Genomic DNA, 15,793 nt, shown 5'->3' with positions numbered 1-15,793 from the left:
GGAGCATCTATGGAACATGAAACCCTGTTCCCTCTGCTGTGTAAAACAGCAGAGGGAAATAAAGAAGCTTTCGCAAAGCTTTACGAACTAACAAGTGGTCAGCTCTACGCCGTTGCTTTAAAACTTTTAAAACGACCTGAGCTTGCTGACGAAGCCACCCAAGATGCTTACATAAAAATTTGGCATAACGCCGGCAACTATCAAAGAGGGAAAGGCACCGTCCTTACTTGGATGGTAAGCATAGCTCGCTATCGCGCACTCGATTTGATTCGCTACCACAATGTACGAAATGAAGTAGAACTAAACGATGACGCGCCAGCAGGGGAAGAAAGCCCCCAAACGATAAAACTAGGGGCCGAACAGGCAAAATTGGCCGCGTGCTTAGATGAGTTAGACGGACCTCAGCGCCAAGCTATTCATCTTGCCTATGTCAACGGTATGTCGCATCAAGAGGTTGTTACTCATTTGGCATCACCACTTGGAACCATAAAAAGCTGGATAAGACGAGGCTTGCAAAGTTTGCAGAGGTGCCTATCACTATGAATTATTTAAAAGAAGAGCGCTTAAACGCACTTGCTGCCGAGTATGTTGTTGGAACGCTTCGAGGCAAAGCACGTACCCGCTATCAAAAGTTAATGATGCAGTACCAAGCTGTGAGCGACGCAACCGCCCAGTGGGAGCAATACCTAACGGGGTTTGCAGAAACCTTGCCTCCAGTAGCACCGCCCGAGGACGTATGGGAAAATATTCAAGTAAAACTAGGTCACAAGGCGGCCAACGATACTGCATTCGCAAATAATGTTACCGATACTGCGCCAGCTCGCGGAAATATCGTCGATTTTGAACATGAGAAACAGAAACGCTGGAAGAGCTTGTCATTCATATCCACTGCTGCTGCAATGGTGTTAGCCGTATTACTCTTTGTTATGCAACCTGTGCCTGCGCCAGACGTTTCGCGTATCGCCGTCGTTAACAATGCTGACAATGCGCCGTTGTGGGTAATTGAGGTTTCTGATACAACCATGGATGTAAAGGTAACCGATGTATTTGTGGCCTTAGCCGATAAGGATTACGAGCTTTGGATGGTACCCGCTAATGGCGAAGCACCCATCTCTCTCGGTTTAATGCCAGAAGCCAACGGCGATACAAGAGCAACACCGGATATATTGCTTGACCAAAGCATCATGGCTTTGGCAGTGAGTTTAGAAGCGCCTGGTGGCTCGGTAACGGGTGCACCGACCGAAGTACTTTACATAGCCCCCATTGTGTCTGTGTAGTTTTAAACGCTAAATTTTCTGTCAAAAGGCCACAATCTGTGGCCTTTTATTTTTCTATCGCTGCTTTCTTAGTTTTCACCAGTAGTCTCTCAGGGCTCTCTTGCTCTTCTAACTGCTAACGCTTTTTCGTTATTCCTTTTCCACCTCTACCTGTTTTTACACTTAACTAAAAAATTATTTTAATTTTTTTAAAAACTTTTGCATCCAACAAGAATTCTCAGTCGTTTAACTTATGAACTCATAAAAAACAGAGAGACTCGACATGATCCAATTCAAACGCAAAACTTTGTCACTGGCAATTGCCGTGACATGTGCAGCCTTAACCGCAGGCGCAATCGCATCAAGCCACCGAGAAGCACCGAACATTACTCGCCACCCAGCCTTAGATAGCACAGACTTTTACGCTTTTAACAGTTATGAAGAAGGCCGAGAAGACTATGTGACTTTCATCGCAAACTACATTCCATTGCAGGATGCGTACGGTGGCCCTAACTACTTTGCAATGGATCCGAACGCGCACTATGCCATTCATATCGACAGCGACGGCGACGCGGTTGAAGACTTAAGCTTTGTTTTCCAATTTAACAATATGCTTGCTGCCGATAACGAAGGCATTGCTTTGCCAATTGGCCCTGAAGGCGAGCAAAAAATGGTGAAAGTGCCGCTTAAAAATGTAGGCGGAATTAGCGCAGATGATTCAAGCGCAGCAAACTTCTCTGAAATGTACAGCCTTACTATGGTAAGTGGCGACATGCAAACGGGCACGCGCACTACGCTTACCCCGGCAATGGGCGATATGTTCAAAAAGCCCCTTGATTACATTGGTAATAAAACTTTTACCAGTGAAACAGAATACGCGCGTTATGCTGAAAGCTTCATTTACTCATTTAGCATCCCTGGCTGCGATGATATGGCCAAAGTATTTGTTGGCCAGCGAAAAGACCCCTTCGTTGTTAACCTAGGCAAAACATTTGACCTAGTAAACTATGTACCTGTCGAAGGCGACAGCGCACCGGGTGCAGGGGATGGCGAGGGCTTCCCTGGCGGCATTACGCAAAGCGCGATGAATGATGACTTAGTCGACAAAAACGTCACTGCCCTATCTATTGAAGTACCCAAGGCGTGCGTTACGGGTGAAGGCAATGGCGTAATTGGTAGCTGGACGACGGCAAGTTTACCTCAGGCTCGCATTCTTAACCCAGATGCCACCTTTGCTAAACCTGAAACTAACGGCGGTGCAATGACGCAAGTATCTCGTTTAGGTAGCCCGCTAGTTAACGAGCTTGTTATCGGTATTGGCGATAAAGACAAATTCTCTAGTTCTCATCCAAGTGCAGACGGTCAATTCGCTGATTATGTAACCCACCCTTCTTTGCCAGAACTACTAAACATTCTGTTTAAAGATGCAGTGAATACTACACTGGGTACGGATATTGAGACCCTAGCGCCGACTAATTTCCCGCGTATGGACTTGGTGACAGCCTTCCTTACTGGTTTCCCAGGCGTTAACCAGCAAGCAACGGTTACAGCGTCTGAAATGCTGCGCCTAAATACTGGGATCCCAGCAACACCAGCAGAATCGCAGTCAGCTTTTGGTGTGGCAGGCGATGACTTAGCGGGTTTCCCTAACGGTCGCCGCCCTGGTGATGATGTGGTTGATATTGCCCTTCGCGTAGTGATGGGCCGTTTGTGCTACCCCATTCCAGTTGCGGGTGAAGATACAGACCTTGGCCTTTGTACTCCAGAGGACGCGAGTGTAGGTAATGTACCATTCACTGACGGCGCGCCTGTAGATGCAAGCATGATTGATTCATCATTTCCGTACCTAAAAACACCACTTGCTGGCTCTGAATAAGGAGACCCATCATGTCTACGAAGATTAGGTTATTAAATAAGCGCAGTGATACCACTGCGCCTAAAAAGCAAACGTCAGTGAAACGTCAACAGCACCGTATGTGGATTGCTTCAGGGTTGGTGTTAGCACTTTCAGGTTGTTTCGATAGTGACGACGATAATGACTATCAAGCCCCAGAAGAAAATGCTGCACCGGTAGCCGTTGATGAAATGTTGACGACGCAAGCGGATATTGCGATTGATGGCACCTTGTCAGCTACCGATGCCGATGGTGATGCGCTTACGTTCGGGCTTGATGAAAATGGTACGTTAGGTAATGCAGAAGTTAATACTGATGGCAGCTTTACCTACACACCTAACGCTCAGGTAACAGGAAGCGATAGCTTTACTTTTACTGTTTCTGACGGTGTCAACCCAGAGGTTACGGCCACCATTAGCGTTACGATTGAGGCACAGCAGGTATCGTTCTCTAGCTATACCCGCGACGCCTTCAATCAAGCGCCAACGGATGAACCGTTACCAATTAATGGACGAGAGTTCACTCAAGATGCTGACGACTCTACATTTGATGACTTGTTAATAGACCAATAATAAACATCAAATGACAGAGACTTGTTAGTACATAACCAGTGTCAACCGTAAAGCCAGGGACGGCTTTTTTTAAGGAAGTAGCAATGAACTTTGTAAAGTACTCTGCTCTGAAGTTCTTTTTAGCGAGTACATCACTTACCCTTTCGACTTTTTCAATATACGCTCAACAACAAATCCCTGATATCAATACTGTCATAGCAAGCTGGGAGCCTGAACAGTTATCAATAACAAGCTTGAATGAAGCAGAAAAAGTGCTTTCATCAAGTCGCTATATTTTCGCAAAAGGAAACGAAAGAGAGCGGGTGGCTCGCTTCGCCAACTCTATGCGAGCAAACTTCACATCGTTAAATACTGGGCAACAAGAACGCCTAGTAATCTTAGAGGCTCGCTTATTACAAGGCACTCATAGGTTCGAAGAAGCCAAGCAACATTTAAAACAAATCTCCCACTTTCACTCGCCGGCCGCTTACTTACTTATGGCTGACATCGCCACGCAACAAGGCGACGTTAAAAACGCAAAGGAAAACTGCGAGAGACTGGTAGGGAAAACGAGTTTTCTGATTGCCTTTACTTGCATGGTAAACGCTGAATTTCCCCAGAACCCTCAGGTGAAGTTGCTTCAAAAACTCAAGGCCTTTGAAACTTATACCAGTAATGCTCGGCCTTCTGAGCGCCAGTGGTTTTACGAAGTACTTGCGGATATGTCACTGCAGCTTGGCTACCCTGAAGCAGCGCTTGAGTATCTATCACAAACAGAGTTTGAAAAACTTCCGATAAGTGCGTTGTTAGTATGGTCAGACGCTAATTTTCAATTAAAAAATTATGAGGCTGTTACCACCACGCTCGCCCGCAATGTACCCGACATCAAAAAAGCAGATGACGGCTTGCTTTTGAAATGGGCTATCGCAGAACGTGCACAGGGTGTCACGTCCTCAACGGTGCAATCTCAACTGTCAAAAAATATGGAAATTAGAGTGTGGCGGGAGGATAGCTCGCACGCGGCACAAGTTGCCATGTACTTTTTAGAGATAGAACAAAATTCCCCGCTGGCCCTCAAATTTGCTGAGATTAATTGGCAGTACGCCCAAGCATTAAGTGACAAAAAGCTTCTAGAGCGTGCCCGCAAAGCTAATGGTGAATCAACCAATGCTTAGGCCTTCCAAACTTTTCAGCGAACGAACCATGATAAGATTTATTGTATTTTTCATAATAGCGGCTTTCAGTTTTACAGCCCTTTCTCACGAGCTAAGCAACGGTTATTTAACCCTTAAAAATGATTCTGGCGAAACACTTTCAGGCGAGCTTTTGCTAAAACCGAAAGACATAGGGCAAGCTGCCGGGCTCGATACCAATAATGACGGCAATCTGACATGGGGTGAAGTTAGAAGAAACCATAATCTAGCGAATGATTACATTCAAAATCACCTGATAATTCGTGGTAGCGAAACACGATGTACAGTAAGTCTTGCACCACCATCCATACGTGACATATCTGCTGAGTCATTATTGGTATATCCACTTTCGGTGAATTGCGCTTTTTTAAACGAAGTGTCTGTACGTTACTCAGGTTTAGTGAGCGATTTTCCTACACATAAATTGCTTACTTCCATCACCCTTAATGAACAAACAAGTGTGCATGTACTAGATAGTGAGCAAACCTTCCTATCTGTATCTCCTAAAAATAGTCACTGGATATCGCAATTTAGCGAAATGGTTTATCAGGGTATCTGGCACATCTTTATTGGGTTAGATCACATACTGTTTTTAGTCGCCACATTACTGACCGTAAATTTACTTAGGAAAAGTAAACGTTGGGTAAAAGAAAAAAGTATTAAACGGATTGTAAAAAGCACGGTGATTTTAGTAAGCACCTTTACTTTAGCGCACTCAATTACGTTGACCCTTACAGCTCTTGATTTTATAACGCTCAATAGTCGTATTGTTGAGCTAGGCATTGCGATTTCGGTGGCCATTACTGCGCTAAATAACGTGTACCCCGTCATCATGCGCTTGGGATTTGTTACTTTTGGATTCGGCCTACTTCACGGGATGGGATTCGCAAGCGTGTTTGGCGATCTCAATGCTCAGTCAGGCAGTTTGGTGATGAACGTGCTTGCATTTAATTTAGGCGTAGAAATAGGTCAACTTGCCATAGTTGCGCTGCTACTACCCATCCTAATTCTACTTAGAAACGTAAGGTTATATTCGAAAGCCATTATGCCAATTGCGTCTTCTATTATTGCGGTTATAGCACTTAATTGGACACTGCAACGGTGGTAAACGTCATTGCATTGTTGATTAATAAAGAAATAGATTTGACTGTACGTGCTTTTGGACAATCTTTCGGCACTTAATCATAAAAAGCGTAAAAAGTTGTTGTATAGGCGCGCCGCATCGCTATAATGCCAAGCATCAACACCACGTTGATATCTATACACAATGCCAGTGTGATGGAATTGGTAGACATGGCGGATTCAAAATCCGCTGCTAGCGATAGCGTGGCGGTTCAAGTCCGCCCACTGGTACCATCTCTTCTTTTAGAAGTAGATACTGAAACCGACCTTTGAGTCGGTTTTTTTGTGCCTGAATTACAGCAAATCGCCACGCAAGCGTGTCGGCCGAAGGTCGGTCCCATCAAGCCCGCCCACTGGTACCATCTCTTCTTTTAGAAGCAGATACAGAAACCGACCTTTGAGTCGGTTTTTTTGTGTCTTAATTTCAGCAAATCGCCACGCAAGCGTGGCGGCCGAGTGTCGGTCCATCGCATGGCGACCAGTCTCTTATAAATAAAGCTCCTCAAATCGATTTAGACGAATCATGTACGTGCGAGAGTTCGTGGTATGCAACTTAATTTATGGCTTGCGATTTAAATTCTACGGTAAATCGTTGAAGTATTTCTTCTCTTTGAAATGGATAGCTATCAAGCAGTTAAATACCTAGAAAATCCAAATTGGATCCATTCATGACACTAAGTCACTAAAAGTAAACTAATTGAAATAGTTTTACAGGTAACTAAAATAAACCACAAGGACTTTAAACTATATATTTATATTGTCTACTGTCTTTCACACTGCTTAGAAGAATGAAAAAGACTTGAGCTTATATGACTAGTGTAGTTTAGGCGTTACTCACCTAATGACGATTCACTAATCAAAGTTATTTTATCCGACAACATTACCATAACTCATTTCATTGTTTTGGTAGGCTTTTCTCGCGAAGAATGCCCCTCGGTTCATCAAGGTGGAAAGTACCGCCTTTAGGCTCGCTCATAAGGTCTTCTAAGGTAGAAATAGTAATTTCTGCATATTCTGAATTAATGCATTTATACCTAGATTTAATGAGTTGTCCGTGAAGGGGAAGAGTCAATGCCAACGCGTAAATTAATAGCAATTAGTGTGATTATTGCAGCAGCTGTGGTTGGCTTTGCTATAAAAACCATGACAAATTCAGACACCCTACTGATTCAAGGAGAAGTTGAGGCAACTAGGATAGATCTCACTCCCCGCGTTTCTGGAAGAGTCTCCGAAGTACTTGTTGATTTTGGTGACAAAGTTGAAAAAGCTCAAGTTGTGGTGCGCTTAGAAAGCCCACAGCTTTCCTCTGCTCTCTCTGCTGCGAAAGCGGCACTAAGCGTCGCAGAAGCCAATAGAGATTTAACTTATTCAACTCGCCCTGAGACAATAGCTGCAAGAAAGGCTCAATTGGAAAAGGCCAATACAGATGTATTGCTTGCCCAAAAAGTTTACGACCGAGTTGCCAACCTGCGTGACTCAGCAATTACCTCTGCTCAAAATCTCGATGAAGCATCTAATTCACTCGACTCAGCTTTAAGGACTAAAGAAGCTGCTGAGGCCAACTTATTGCTAGCCGAGAATGGAAGTAGTAAAGAACAAAAAGCCGTAGCACAGGCTCAAGTTGAGCAAGCAGTAGCTACTGTGAAACAAATTGAAGCAGATATTGCTGAATTAACAATTGAATCGCCGATTGACGGTGAAGTAACTGCTCGAATGGCTGAATTGGGGAAAAATTTCTCAGCAGGATCGCCACTCATTTCAGTAGTCGACGTTAATAATGCCTGGTTTACATTCCATATTAGAGAAGATTATTTAAGTGGTTTGAAGGTTGACGATCAGTTGAATGTTCGGGTTCCAGCATTGAGGGATAAAACGTTTAAAGCAAAAGTTACAGCTATTAATGCACTTGGTAGTTATGCAAATTGGCGAGCAACCAAAGCTACTGGTGATTTCGACTTAAGAACGTTTTCAATTCGACTAACGCCTTTAGAAAGCGATCCTCAGCTAAGACCCGGAATGAGTGCATTGATCAACTTAGAACGGGACTAAGCTATGTTTGGTCACCTCGAACCGGGTTTCTGGCGTATTTTTCGTCGTGAACTTCGCCAAATAAAGAAGCGACCAAGATTGGCGTTCATGTTGCTGCCCTACCCTCTTTTATTGTTCGCGCTGCTGTGCTCGATTTTTTATGAGGGTTTGCCAACAGCTCTCCCAGTAGCGATTGTTGATCAAGACGATAGCAATGTTTCAAGACAAATATCTAGAATGGTTGATGAGACCCCTGAACTGGAGATAGTTGCTCGTTTATCAAATTTAACCGAGGCTAAAAGGGCAATATCTAAAGGACAAGTCTATGGCGTTGTTCTCATTCCCAATCATACAGAACGCGATTTACTATCTGGGCAACGACCAGAGATTGTAACATTTTACAACAATCAAGTGCTTACTATAGGCGGCATTGTTTCACGCGCTGCAAATGCTGCTGTTGGTACATTTTCGGTAGGTGTTTCAATTCAAGTTCGCAAGTCTAAAGGGCAAATTGCTTACGAAGCTATGGCAGCAAAAAACACAATTCCATTGCAGCGCAGTCCTCTTTTCAACCCTGCACTTGACTATACCCAGTTTCTTTTATCTGCTGTTATGCCAGCAGTATTGCAAATCTTTATTTGTGCCAGTGCTGTAATGGCATTTGCTCGTGATCGTCATAGCAAGGGACATATGTCGAGATTGGTGCGCTTAGGGCAAACTCCAATTAAGTCAATGCTAGGAAAGCTCGCGCCATATGCACTGGCTTATTTAACAACATTGCTTTTAGCCGATTCAATTTTATTTGTATTTTTTGAAATTCCTTTTAAAGGAAGTTTACTTTTGCATGTGGGATACACTGTGCTGTTTGTATTTTCTTGCTTATCACTAGGTACCTTTTTAGCACTTTTAGCTAAAGACACGCTTGGTAGCCTTGGACTGGTAGGAATTCTGACGGCACCGGCTTTTGCATTTGCCGGAATTAGTTTTCCAAGAATGATGATGAACGACTTTTCTTTTGTATGGGGAGGCGCCATTCCTCTCACTCCATACCTTCAACTTCGAACCGATCAAGTCGTGCGTGGCGCAGAAACATGGGTATCACTGCCTACTTTAGGTTGGCTATTGCTGTTGCTTTGTCTATTTTGTGGAATGTCATTATTGCTACTTACCAAACAAGCTAAAACAAAGGATGTATCCGATCCAAGTTCTTTGGAGAGAAATTTATGAAAGGCTTGATTAGCAGTATGGCTACGTCAATAAGGCGATTGATTACCGACCCTGCTGCCCGTGCAACCATGATTGTATCGATCATTATCTATGCGGTTATTTATCCTCAACCGTATAAATCTGAAGTAACTCGCGATGTTCCAATTGTCGTTGTTGATCAAGATGGTTCAACTGCAAGTCGCGAGCTTATTAGACGCGTCAACTCTTCTGACAAGGTTCAAATTGTATCTATTGTAAACAACTTTCTAGAAGCAAAAACGTTGTTCTTTGAACGCGATGTTGTTGGGGTGTTGATGATCCCTACACATTTCGAAAGGGACCTAATCGATGGTAAGCCATCACCAGTCGCAGCGTACGGTGATGCAGGTTATTTCTTACTTTATAACGCTATGATGGGAGCAGTAGTTCAAGCAACACGCAGTATTGGCGCAGATGTGGAATATGTGCGATTAACATCATCTGGGATAAATCCAGAAATAGCCAATACAGTGATTAGTCCGATTACGAACACTTCAATAGCATTGTATAACCCGTCGGGCGGGTACGCTACTTATGTTATACCTGCGGCATTTGTGTTGATTGTACAGCAATCATTTTTAATGGGGATTGGGATCTTACATGCTGGTCGCAAGCCTCTTAAAGGGGTCGAATTATTGGCGGCTCCTCTTGCGTACATAGCAATCTACTGTCTATGGATTGCTGTTACCCAGATTCTATTGCCGTTTTTGTATGGTATTCCACGCCTCGGAACTTGGTTAAATCTCTATTGTGTAGCCATACCATTTTTGCTTGCTGTCACCGCATTGGGGTTTGCAATCTCACAAGTGTTTAAAGAACGAGAAGGTGTTGTATTCTTTTTAGTTGTTATGGGGTTACCGCTATTTTTTCTATCTGGCATCTCTTGGCCAATGGAAAGTATTCCTGAACCTATTAGATTGATAGCGCTACTCATTCCTTCGACAACGGCTATATCCGCTTTCGTGCAAGTCGACCAAATGGGGGCTGGGTTCAATGAAGTGGCTGACAAAATTCTCATTGAGCTAGCACTAGCTGTAGGATATACAATTCTCGCATTAATCCTAATGAAATTCGGACAGAAAAAGTAGCTGGCTGTTGAGATTATTAATACCGGCCAGTTTTGGTAATTTCTACCAATAGTCTCAATTTGTGCTTTGCTGACGGGACTTCGATAACCATCGCGGTCATAAATCCTTCATCCGATATTTTACTTGCTAGCCCGGCGTAGAACGGCCCTCAATAGTATTAATCAACAGCTTTCTTATCCATAGAGTAAGTGGATCATTTGATAATCGATGATGCCATGTGCTGATAACATCAAATCCTGGCGGCGTTTCATTTAACTCGATAACACGTAACTTTCTGTTAGGTATAAGCGCACTTGGTACGAAACCACACAAGTCGGTGCTGTGTATTGTTTCAATAGCTGCAGAGAAAGTGGGAAAAGACATAAAAACTTCTCTAGGATGGCCTTTCGCTTCAAACCAATGATGAATAGCCCCACTGAAATCGCCTCGAGAGGGCGAAACCACAACCTGAGGTATTTTTGATATTTGAGCCACCGTCATTTCATTTTTGCTTAGCTTACTTTGCGATGACACAACACATTTATAGCGTTCGCGATAGAACGTTTCACTGGGATAAGTGGAAGGTGCTAACGACGGATTTGTGATAGCTAGATCTACTTCACCGTTTTTAAGGTCATTCGCCAAGCTATCTAGTTCTAACTTTTTTATCGCTATTTTTAACTTCGGCGCAAGTTGTCGAATGTCGGCAAGCGCTCTCGGCAGCAGTGACACTTGCTCGAAGTCAGTGCATGCCAACGTGAAAGTCGTCGATGTCGTTGAAGGTGAGAACGTTTCCGGTGTCAAAAGCGAATCAAAAGCTTCCAGCGTAGCCGTAACTTTGGGCTGTAAAGCGACGGCGAGCGCGGTGGGCTGTACACCATTTCCACTTCGAACAAACAGCCTGTCATTAAACACATTGCGCATTTTTTTTAAATGCTCACTCACGGCCTGTTGCGAAACACCTAACTGCTCCGCCACTCTCGACAAGTTTCTCACTTTTATAAGCGCAACAAACGTGCGCAACTGCTTAATGTCTAGCTGACTTACCATTTTTTCTTGTATCACATACATTATCCACTTGATTTTATTGTAATGGATAAAGGCGTAGGATCAAATCACAAGCTAAGGAACAGGATATGATTATGTTTTCAGTAAACTACGTTTCACCCGACGCCCCTTTGGTTTACGACCAAACGTATAAGGGCCCTGGCGCTTCAGAACTTACATCGTCAGTAGATAAACGAACTATTAGTGTTAGCGATATGCGCGCTGAAAAAAGCACGTTTGCACTGGAAAAAAATGGCTTTGAAGTTGTGTCGTTTTCACCCGACTTTGAAGCGTTTGAAGATGACGAGGCAATACAAAAGCAACTATATCCATATGTAATCGATATGTTAAAGCGCAGAATGAACAGTGATGACGTGATCATTTTTGATCATACTTATCGCTCGACAACCCGTGCGGATAAGTCTATTCATAATAGAGCCCCGGTAAGAACAGTGCACAACGACTACACTGATGTATCGGCTAATCACCGCATGATGGAAGAGACTAAAGGTCAAGAGCATTTACGAAACCGCGATTATACCTTGGTGAACCTGTGGCTTCCTGTAAGAAATAAAGTGGAGTCATCTCCGCTAGCCATGGTCGATATATCTACCGTGCAGCCAACTGATTTTCAGCGACTCAAACTTATCTATCCCGATCGTATCGGTGAACTTGCTGCCATCACTTATAACCCTAATCACAAATGGTTTTATCAGTCGGAAATGACGCCGGGTGAAGGGCTATTGTTCAAAGTGTATGACTCTACATTTGAACAAGGAATGTTTGGGGTACCACACTCAGCTGTGGATGTTTTAAACGATGAAGCTAAAAAACCGCGTACAAGCCTAGAAATACGCGCAATCGTGTTTGGTGGTGAAAGCAATGAATAACATTTTAATATCTCGAAACCCGCTTGATGAACAGGAAGTGGGAAGCGTAAAGGTCGCAAGTAATAACGATGTAGTTACTGCTGTAAATGACGCAAAACAAGCTCAAATTGCATGGGGCAAGCTAACATCAGAGCAGCGAGCACAACTAATTATTGAAGCATTCTCGCGCCTAAACCGTGTTCAAGAGCAGTTAGTAAACCTTATTTCTAAAGAAATGGGTAAGGATCATCGTCGAGCTACCTATGAGGTGATGGGGGTCATACAAAGTGCGTCTTATCTTTGCCGAGAGATCATGCAAGCTATTGCACCAGTAAAGAAGCCAAGCGGCACAAAAATCTACTACCGTCCACTGGGTGTGGTGGGCGTGATTTCGCCGTGGAACTACCCTTTGGCTATGGCAAATAATTTACTGCTACCAGCACTTGTAGCAGGAAATACCGTAGTACTGAAACCCTCAGAAATCACTCCCTTGGTTGCTGACATGTTCGTAAGAACACTCAATGAAGTTTTACCTAATGGCGTGTTGTCAGTTGTTCATGGCGACGGAGAAGTGGGCAAAGCACTTGTTGCCAGCAATATTAATATGGTCGCATTTACTGGTTCAGCGGCAGCCGGAAAACATATTATGGCGAATTCGGCCAACAAACTTCATCGACTTGTGATGGAGTTAGGTGGCAACGACCCTATGATCGTTCTTGCAGACGCTGATATCAATAAGGCTGCTCGCTTTGCCGTGGCGAGTAGTTTCGAAAATGCTGGTCAAATGTGTACATCAACGGAGCGTATCTACGTTGATGAGCGTATTCACAACACGTTTGTAGAACGCGTGGTGGAGATTGCAAAGCAATATATCGTTGGGCCGTGGGACCAACCCAGAGTAAATATTGGACCCATCGTTAATAAAAAGCAGCACCAACAGATAATTCATCATTTAAAAGACGCGAAAGAAAAAGGCGCGCGTTTTTTACTTGGCAGCGATGATTACCTCCCCCCTTATATTCACCCCACCGTTATCGACGGTTTAACAGATGAGATGTTGATGGCAAAAGAAGAAACGTTTGGCCCGGTCGTCGCTATTGATAGTTTTAGCAATATCGATGAAGCCATCATGCGTGCGAACAACGCTCCCCTTGGTCTTGGTGCAGTCGTTTTTGGCGAGAGTAACGCTGCCTACGTAGCAGAAAATATGGAAGCTGGCATGGTGGGTATTAACGGTGGCCCAGGCGCAGGTGATGGTCCATGGGTGGGCGCGAAAGAAAGCGGCTTTGGTTATCACGGTTCACTTGAAGGGCATCGCCAGTTTACACAAGTACAAGTAATTAGTGCATGAGGGAAGTATCATGAAAGACAACTTTTTCGTTATAGCGCGTGAACCTGGCGCACAAAACCCAGCTATTCCTACATGGGCTGCCCATACAGATAACGCCTTTGCGCTTGATAGTTCATCAGCGCAAACTCAGCAACAAACGGTTCGCCGTGAAATAAGTGATGTGCCTGGCGCCTACCAACTTCTAAATGTTTTTAGTGAACAAGAGTGTAGAAAACTACTGAAAACGTCGGAAGAGCTTGGCTACTTAAAAGATGCGGCAGTGTCACTACCCCGTGAAATTCGGCATAACGACAATGTAACTATCGTTGTAGATGATGCTACGGAGCGCTTGATATGGCAACGCATTGAGGCATTGACTCAGCAAAACCTTACCATATTCGACGGTAAGAAACCGCTGGGTATTAATACTCGCTTTCGGTTTTACCGATATCAAGAGGGTGATTATTTCAAATATCATATTGATGGGGACTGGCCTGGCTCTAAAGTGGAAGGAGACAAGTTGATTCATAACGCCTATTCGGACAGGTATAGCAAAATGACGTTTCTTATTTTGCTTAACGACAATTTCGAAGGAGGAGATACACAGTTTTTGGTTAATGCTGACCAGCCGGGAAAACCAGCGAAACGAGGCGACAGGCAAGCACAAGTAAATGTGCGAACGCCTGCTGGCGGTGTGCTCTTATTTCCACATGGACATCATTCATTGCACTGTTTACACAGTTCAACACCAATAACGAAGGGCGTTAAATACATTATTCGCACAGATATGCTGTTTGAAATCTGACGGTAACTTAGAGCGTAGACGAACAGGGTATACTTGGCATCATGAGTAACACGATGCCTCGGCTTCCTTAACGCTAACGGCTTGAGGGTCGACCACATACAGCATAAGCCGTCTATAGCGGTTGTTTCCGTCAAGCCAACGGTAAAGGCTGATTAGCGTACTAGGTAGCTATTTTAGCAGCTGCCTAGCAACGATAAGTTTCATAATTTCACTTGTACCGCCATAAATTCGCATAACGCGCGCGTCTGCGTATGCCCTTGCAACGGGGTACTCCAGCATGTAACCGTATCCACCGTAAAGCTGTAGGCACTTATCAACCACTTTTCCGAGTAGTTCAGTCACCAATAATTTAGCTTTTGATGCAAGTTCTGTAGTGAGGTCTTTCGTCAAATGTAATTCAATACAGCGATCTGTAAAAGCGCGCGCCGCATCAATTTCAGTGTCTAAATCTGCTAAAACGAACTGAGTGTTTTGGAATGCCCCTATATTTTGGCCAAACGCTTTTCGCTCTTTAACATACTCAACGGTTTGCGCTAAAACAGATTCACACATTGCCATACAATGCACAGCGATTGTTAAGCGCTCCTGCGGTAACTCTGCCATTAATTGCGCGAAGCCACTTCCTTCGGGCCCGAGCAGATTAGATTGAGGTACTCTCACATCGTTGAAAAACAGTTCCGAAGTATCCTGAGACTTCATACCAATTTTCGCTAAGTTTGAACCTCGCTCAAAGCCAGGTGTATTTGCCTCAACAAGTATTAAACTTAAACCTTTTGCGCCAGCGGTTGGGTCGGTTACTGCGACAACAATAACTAAGTCGGCTAATTGACCGTTCGTAATAAACGTTTTGCTTCCGTTGATAATAAAATCATCACCCTCTTTTTTTGCTGTGGTCTTGATTCCTTGTAAGTCAGACCCTGTTCCTGGTTCTGTCATGGCGATAGCAGTCACTATTTCGCCGGAAACGCATGCGGGAAGGTATTTTTGTTTTTGCTCTTCAGTGCCTAGTCTCGATAGATAAGGAACGACAATGTCAGAGTGTAATGGGAAACCTATTCCGTTTAGTCCAAGTCTGCCGATTTCTTCTGTAAGGATAACGTTGTATAGAAAGTCTAGACCCAGCCCGCCATACTCCTCAGAAACGAGCGGTGCTAAGTAGCCCTGCTCGCCCGCCGCTTTCCAAATTGACTTATCAACCTGCCCAATCTTTTCCCATTTTTCGTAATGTGGAACGGCTTCAGTTTGTAAGAATTTTCGAAAACTATCACGCAGCATCTCGTGCTCAGAACTAAATAAGGTTCTCGGTAACATGGTCCTACTCCAACGTTCAATGTAAGTTTCACAACATGTTAACAACCTAATTAGTGCTTACCGATGACCGAAAGC

At 44.0% G+C, this 15,793-nt stretch carries 15 protein-coding genes and 1 tRNA gene; 13 read left to right on the top strand and 3 right to left on the bottom strand.

Features of this window, described 5'->3' with window-relative positions; all coding sequences use genetic code 11:
* Positions 1–9: 9 nt before the first annotated feature.
* From V7R55_RS00620 to V7R55_RS00590, 7 genes are all read left to right on the top strand, one after another.
* On the top strand, positions 10–543 hold the full coding sequence (locus V7R55_RS00620) for an RNA polymerase sigma factor (protein WP_334056459.1): 534 nt from the start codon (positions 10–12) through the stop codon (positions 541–543).
* Positions 540–1,277, top strand: a complete 738-nt coding sequence (locus V7R55_RS00615) for an anti-sigma factor (RefSeq protein ID WP_334056458.1) — start codon at positions 540–542, stop codon at positions 1,275–1,277. The genes V7R55_RS00620 and V7R55_RS00615 overlap by 4 nt, the downstream gene beginning before the upstream one ends.
* A 262-nt stretch (positions 1,278–1,539) precedes the next feature.
* Positions 1,540–3,132, top strand: a complete 1,593-nt coding sequence (locus V7R55_RS00610) for a DUF4331 domain-containing protein (RefSeq protein WP_334056456.1) — start codon at positions 1,540–1,542, stop codon at positions 3,130–3,132.
* A gap of 11 nt (positions 3,133–3,143) precedes the next feature.
* Positions 3,144–3,722, top strand: coding sequence for an Ig-like domain-containing protein (locus V7R55_RS00605; RefSeq protein ID WP_334056454.1), 579 nt, complete (start codon positions 3,144–3,146; stop codon positions 3,720–3,722).
* A gap of 83 nt (positions 3,723–3,805) precedes the next feature.
* Positions 3,806–4,876: a hypothetical protein gene (locus V7R55_RS00600; protein WP_334056452.1), complete on the top strand. Its 1,071-nt coding sequence runs from the start codon at positions 3,806–3,808 to the stop codon at positions 4,874–4,876.
* A 28-nt stretch (positions 4,877–4,904) separates the two neighbouring features.
* Complete coding sequence (locus tag V7R55_RS00595) at positions 4,905–6,002, top strand: HupE/UreJ family protein (protein WP_334056450.1); 1,098 nt, start codon at positions 4,905–4,907, stop codon at positions 6,000–6,002.
* 161 nt (positions 6,003–6,163) lie between these two features.
* Positions 6,164–6,250: transfer RNA gene (locus V7R55_RS00590), tRNA-Leu, on the top strand.
* A 60-nt stretch (positions 6,251–6,310) separates the two neighbouring features.
* Here V7R55_RS00590 and V7R55_RS00585 read toward each other — a convergent pair.
* Complete coding sequence (locus tag V7R55_RS00585) at positions 6,311–6,484, bottom strand: hypothetical protein (RefSeq protein WP_334056449.1); 174 nt, start codon at positions 6,482–6,484, stop codon at positions 6,311–6,313.
* A gap of 603 nt (positions 6,485–7,087) precedes the next feature.
* Between V7R55_RS00585 and V7R55_RS00580 the strand changes: the two genes are divergently transcribed.
* Genes V7R55_RS00580 through V7R55_RS00570 form a run of 3 tightly spaced genes read left to right on the top strand, consistent with a single transcriptional unit; the run spans position 7,088 to position 10,377 of the window.
* Positions 7,088–8,065 carry an HlyD family secretion protein gene (locus V7R55_RS00580; protein WP_334056447.1) on the top strand — a complete coding sequence of 326 codons (978 nt, stop codon included), beginning with the start codon at positions 7,088–7,090 and terminating at the stop codon, positions 8,063–8,065.
* A 3-nt stretch (positions 8,066–8,068) separates the two neighbouring features.
* On the top strand, positions 8,069–9,271 hold the full coding sequence (locus tag V7R55_RS00575) for an ABC transporter permease (RefSeq protein ID WP_334056445.1): 1,203 nt from the start codon (positions 8,069–8,071) through the stop codon (positions 9,269–9,271).
* Entirely contained in the window at positions 9,268–10,377 is a 1,110-nt protein-coding gene (locus V7R55_RS00570) for an ABC transporter permease (RefSeq protein WP_334056443.1), read from the top strand. The genes V7R55_RS00575 and V7R55_RS00570 overlap by 4 nt, the downstream gene beginning before the upstream one ends.
* A gap of 126 nt (positions 10,378–10,503) precedes the next feature.
* On the opposite strand, the gene V7R55_RS00565 is transcribed toward V7R55_RS00570, so the two are convergent.
* The gene (locus tag V7R55_RS00565; RefSeq protein WP_334056441.1) at positions 10,504–11,421 is read right to left on the bottom strand and encodes a LysR family transcriptional regulator; all 918 of its coding nucleotides are present in this window, start codon (positions 11,419–11,421) and stop codon (positions 10,504–10,506) included.
* A gap of 71 nt (positions 11,422–11,492) precedes the next feature.
* Between V7R55_RS00565 and V7R55_RS00560 the strand changes: the two genes are divergently transcribed.
* The 3 genes from V7R55_RS00560 to V7R55_RS00550 are packed head-to-tail and all read left to right on the top strand — an operon-like array spanning position 11,493 to position 14,407.
* Positions 11,493–12,293, top strand: a complete 801-nt coding sequence (locus V7R55_RS00560) for a CmcJ/NvfI family oxidoreductase (RefSeq protein WP_334056439.1) — start codon at positions 11,493–11,495, stop codon at positions 12,291–12,293.
* Complete coding sequence (locus V7R55_RS00555) at positions 12,286–13,623, top strand: aldehyde dehydrogenase family protein (RefSeq protein WP_334056437.1); 1,338 nt, start codon at positions 12,286–12,288, stop codon at positions 13,621–13,623. The genes V7R55_RS00560 and V7R55_RS00555 overlap by 8 nt, the downstream gene beginning before the upstream one ends.
* 10 nt (positions 13,624–13,633) lie before the next feature.
* The gene (locus V7R55_RS00550) at positions 13,634–14,407 is read left to right on the top strand and encodes an oxidoreductase (protein WP_334056435.1); all 774 of its coding nucleotides are present in this window, start codon (positions 13,634–13,636) and stop codon (positions 14,405–14,407) included.
* Between the two features lie 168 nt (positions 14,408–14,575).
* Here the strand turns inward: V7R55_RS00550 and V7R55_RS00545 are convergent, their stop codons facing one another.
* Positions 14,576–15,718 carry an acyl-CoA dehydrogenase family protein gene (locus V7R55_RS00545; protein WP_071815872.1) on the bottom strand — a complete coding sequence of 381 codons (1,143 nt, stop codon included), beginning with the start codon at positions 15,716–15,718 and terminating at the stop codon, positions 14,576–14,578.
* Positions 15,719–15,793 lie beyond the last annotated feature (75 nt).

Origin of the sequence: Alteromonas sp. S005 (assembly GCF_036864475.1) — a bacterium.
Lineage (GTDB): Bacteria > Pseudomonadota > Gammaproteobacteria > Enterobacterales > Alteromonadaceae > Alteromonas.
Note: the sequence above shows the minus strand (reverse complement) of the source record. Positions and strands in the feature narration are given on the sequence as shown.

What these genes read in the sequence shown, in the direction of transcription:
- V7R55_RS00620 (WP_334056459.1), top strand. Translation starts at nt 10, where the DNA reads ATGGAACATGAAACCCTGTTCCCTCTGCTGTGTAAAACAGCAGAGGGA.
- V7R55_RS00615 (WP_334056458.1), top strand. Translation starts at nt 540, where the DNA reads ATGAATTATTTAAAAGAAGAGCGCTTAAACGCACTTGCTGCCGAGTAT.
- V7R55_RS00610 (WP_334056456.1), top strand. Translation starts at nt 1,540, where the DNA reads ATGATCCAATTCAAACGCAAAACTTTGTCACTGGCAATTGCCGTGACA.
- V7R55_RS00605 (WP_334056454.1), top strand. Translation starts at nt 3,144, where the DNA reads ATGTCTACGAAGATTAGGTTATTAAATAAGCGCAGTGATACCACTGCG.
- V7R55_RS00600 (WP_334056452.1), top strand. Translation starts at nt 3,806, where the DNA reads ATGAACTTTGTAAAGTACTCTGCTCTGAAGTTCTTTTTAGCGAGTACA.
- V7R55_RS00595 (WP_334056450.1), top strand. Translation starts at nt 4,905, where the DNA reads ATGATAAGATTTATTGTATTTTTCATAATAGCGGCTTTCAGTTTTACA.
- V7R55_RS00585 (WP_334056449.1), bottom strand. Translation starts at nt 6,484, where the DNA reads ATGGACCGACACTCGGCCGCCACGCTTGCGTGGCGATTTGCTGAAATT.
- V7R55_RS00580 (WP_334056447.1), top strand. Translation starts at nt 7,088, where the DNA reads ATGCCAACGCGTAAATTAATAGCAATTAGTGTGATTATTGCAGCAGCT.
- V7R55_RS00575 (WP_334056445.1), top strand. Translation starts at nt 8,069, where the DNA reads ATGTTTGGTCACCTCGAACCGGGTTTCTGGCGTATTTTTCGTCGTGAA.
- V7R55_RS00570 (WP_334056443.1), top strand. Translation starts at nt 9,268, where the DNA reads ATGAAAGGCTTGATTAGCAGTATGGCTACGTCAATAAGGCGATTGATT.
- V7R55_RS00560 (WP_334056439.1), top strand. Translation starts at nt 11,493, where the DNA reads ATGATTATGTTTTCAGTAAACTACGTTTCACCCGACGCCCCTTTGGTT.
- V7R55_RS00555 (WP_334056437.1), top strand. Translation starts at nt 12,286, where the DNA reads ATGAATAACATTTTAATATCTCGAAACCCGCTTGATGAACAGGAAGTG.
- V7R55_RS00550 (WP_334056435.1), top strand. Translation starts at nt 13,634, where the DNA reads ATGAAAGACAACTTTTTCGTTATAGCGCGTGAACCTGGCGCACAAAAC.
- V7R55_RS00545 (WP_071815872.1), bottom strand. Translation starts at nt 15,718, where the DNA reads ATGTTACCGAGAACCTTATTTAGTTCTGAGCACGAGATGCTGCGTGAT.